Raw genomic sequence first — 3,337 nt, 5'->3', positions numbered from 1 at the left:
GCCGCCAGCAGCGTGGCGTCCGGCACCGGCGGGCCCTCCGGCACCGGTACGGGCGCCGAGCGGGCCGGGGTGCGGTGGGCGTCGGCCCGCGCCACCAGCACGTCGCCGGTACGGGACTCCGCGGCCGGCGCGTAACCCATCGCCCGCAGCCCTTCCAGCAGGACGGTCGGATCCGCCTGCGCCGCCAGCACCGTGGGCGCGAGGCGGCGCAGCCCCAGCCCGGCCGAGCGCTTGTCGGCCAGGATCTCGCCCAGCATCGCGTCGTCGTCGCAGCGTACGTACGCGGAGGCCGCGCCGACCCGCAGGTGTCCGTGCCGGCGGGCCACGTCGTCGATCAGGTAGGCCAGCGGCTGCGGCACCGGGGTACGGCTGTGCTCCTTGAGGAAGGCGTGCAGGTCGGCGGCGGCGTGGCCGGCGTCCAGGGCCCGGCGCACCGAACCCGGGGTGAACCGGTACACCGTCGCCCCGCCCTTGGACTCCACGTCCGCGAGCACGGCCAGCGTGTCGCCCAGCGGCCGGCGCAGCGGGCCCGGCGCCACCGCCGTCAGATCGGCCTGGAGCAGCACGTGGTCCACCGGCTCCGGCAGCAACGGGGCCAGCAGCGGCGCCGGGTCGCGGTGCTCCAGCAGGGCCCGGCCCGGTCCGGACAGGGCACCCCGGCCGGTCACGCCGAGAACCTCGGCCTCGGCCAGCGTCCAGTGCGCGAGCCGGGCCCGCAGGTCGCTCGCCCCGCGTACGGGACGCTCCCAGGCGAGCCGCGCCAGCAGGGTCTCCGGGTCGGGCGCCCCGCCCTCGGGCAGATCACCGAGGAGTTCCAGCACGCGCCGGCGCACCTCAGGGGCGGCGGAGCGGTCGAGTTCGGGGCCGAGCGCGGAGAGCGTGCGCCCCTTGGCGTCCTGCTCGCCGACCAGCGGGGCCGTGCGGGTGGCCGGCAGCCAGGCCGCGGCGAGGTGCGACCAGCGCTCGGCGGGCGGCAGTTCGACCCAGTCGTCGAAGGCCGGGGTGGGCGCGTACCGCTCGTCCGCCTCCCCGTCACTGGCCAGCAGCCCGGCCGCGTAGGCCAGTTCGGCCCAGAAGGCCGCCTGGGGCTCGGTCGTGTCCAGCAGGGCCGCGGCCCGCTTCAGGTCCCGTACCGAGAGCCCGCCCGCCCGCAGGACCGGCGGACCGGCGTGCTCCCAGGACTTCACCAGCTCCTCGACGGTGGCCAGCGCGGCCAGCGCCTGCCCGGCGGCGTTCGCGTCCACAAGCTGTGGACGGTGCTCGCGGTGCGCGGGCACGGGCGGTGCCACCGGCGCGGTGTCCCGGTGCGCGAGCCCGCCGCGCAGGTGCAGCGCCACCTCGCGGGGCAGCACGACGGTCCGGGCCGTCACGGGCAGCAGCAGCCCCCGGTCGCGCAGCCAGCGCACCGGCGGCGTCGGATTCGGGGTGACCTCCCCGTACGGCGGCCCCCACACGAGCCGCCCCAGCACCTGGTGGGCCTCCGCCGGAGCCTCGTCGAGCAGCGCGGACATCCGCTCCGGGTCGGTGAACAGCCCGGTCAGCGCCGTCACCGCGGACACCGGGTCGTGGGTGGCGGGCAGCCCGACGGCCGCCACGATCTCCTGCACCCGGGTCGGCGACATACCGGCGGTGGCCTCGGCGACGGTCGGACCCAGCCCGGTGGGGGAGGGCCGGGAGGCGGAGGGGGCGAGCAGCTCGCGTGCCGTGCGGACCAGCCGCAGCCGGTCCTCGTCGCCCCACACCAGGGCCTGATCGCGCAGGGTGGCCACGGCGGCGGGGAGCGCGGCGTGGGCCCGTTCGTCCTGGCCGCCCGTCAGCAGCCCCTCCAGCACCGTGTACGGGCACGGGTCCGGGGCCACCGCGAGCGCCTCGGCGGTCTGCAGGACGAACCGGTCCAGCCGGTCCAGGGCGCGCACCACCGAGGCCCGGGTCCCCGCCCGGGTGGCCAGCTGCGTCACATCGCCGGGCACCGGGCCGAGCAGGTCCGGGCGGGCGCGCAACAGGGCCGCGAGCGCCGCGTCGTCACGGGTGCGCAGCGCCTCGGCGAGTGAGCGCGGGGAGCTTCCCGCCGGGCTCCCGCCGGCGGATCCCGCCGCAGTGCTTGCCTCGGGCACAGTCGCCTCCTGGTCGCGTCGGCCGGTCAGTCGGCCGGTCCCCATCCGGTCAACGGTATCCGCTGCGCCCGCAGCAGCTCCACGGGCGCACGCGCTACCTTCGGGGCAGGGGTACGGGAGGAGCCTGGGCGTGGGGATCGAAAGCGATCATCTGGTCTACGAATATCTGAGCCGCGTCGGGGACTTGGCGCAACGGCGGCAGCTGTCCTCCGGCGACCGGATGAGGCTGGTGTCGGGTTTGCGGGACGAAATCGATCGTCGGCGCGCCAAGTACGACCCGGACACCCCGGCCGCCGTACGGCGCATCCTGGAGCGGATCGGCACGCCCGAGGAGGTCCTGGACACCCTCGGGACGCTCGGCGCTCCCGGTTCCCCCGGCTCCCGGCAGGGCGCCGCTCCGTCCCCCGCCGAGCCCGGCCTCTCGGTCCCCGTCCAGCGGGGGCCGGGCCGCCTGCGCGTCCGGAAGGCGCCCCCGGTGCCCGCGGCGGAACCCGAGAACGTGCCGCCGCACCTGGCCGGGGTGGACGAGCTCGGCCCCTCCGGCGGGGCCGAGCCCGACTGGTGGCGGGTGAGCCCGGGGACGTACGGGGCCGGCCCGCAGGTCGAGGGCTTCGCGGGTGGCATCGAGATCCCGGACCTGTTCGAGGAAGGGCCGGAGGAGGAGTCGGCGGAGGCCGACAAGGGCGGGTCGGCTCCGCCCGGGGATGCGGAGGGGGGCGCGCGGAGTCTCGTACGGTTCCTGCGCGAGCGGCGGCGCGCGAAGAAGGAGGCGGCGGCCGTTCCCGGAGCGGAGGCCGTCGGGGGCGCGGGGGGTCGGCAGCGGCCGAACGCCTTCCTGCTGCTGGCCGCGGCCGTGCTCCTGCTCGGCGTGGTCACCGGCTACTGGCTGGTGCTCGTGGTGGGCTGGCTCCTTCCGTACGCCTCGCGCGTGCTGGGGCCCGCCGAGCGGAAATGGGCGGTCCTCGGCCCGCCCGGCGCGGTGCTGGCGGGGGCGGTGCTGTGGGTGTGGGGCCGGATGAACGGCAAGTGGGGGGAGGCCCTGGCCGACGACCAGCTGAGCGGGGCGCTGCACGGGATGTGGCCGTGGGTGCTGCGAGGCGCCGCGCTGGCGTCCGTGCTGTACCTGGTGTGGCGGGCGCGGCGGCGGTAGCCGCCGGCGCGGGCCCCGGGGCCGGGCACGCCGGCGAGGCCGAGAGGCCGAGAGGCCGAAAGGCCGCGCGGGC

General features: G+C 77.6%; 2 protein-coding genes. One reads left to right on the top strand and one right to left on the bottom strand.

Annotated features, from left to right (window positions below; translation table 11 throughout):
• On the bottom strand, nt 1-2,159 hold a 2,159-nt coding region (locus ACWGIU_RS33340), incomplete at its 3' end, for a helicase-associated domain-containing protein (RefSeq protein WP_453711843.1).
• Nucleotides 2,160-2,244: 85 nt separating this feature from the next.
• On the opposite strand from ACWGIU_RS33340, the gene ACWGIU_RS33335 reads away from it, so the two are divergent.
• Nucleotides 2,245-3,264, top strand: a complete 1,020-nt coding sequence (locus ACWGIU_RS33335) for a hypothetical protein (RefSeq protein WP_453711842.1) — start codon at nt 2,245-2,247, stop codon at nt 3,262-3,264.
• Nucleotides 3,265-3,337 lie beyond the last annotated feature (73 nt).

This window comes from Streptomyces sp. NPDC054840 (assembly GCF_053611065.1).
Note: the sequence above shows the minus strand (reverse complement) of the source record. Positions and strands in the feature narration are given on the sequence as shown.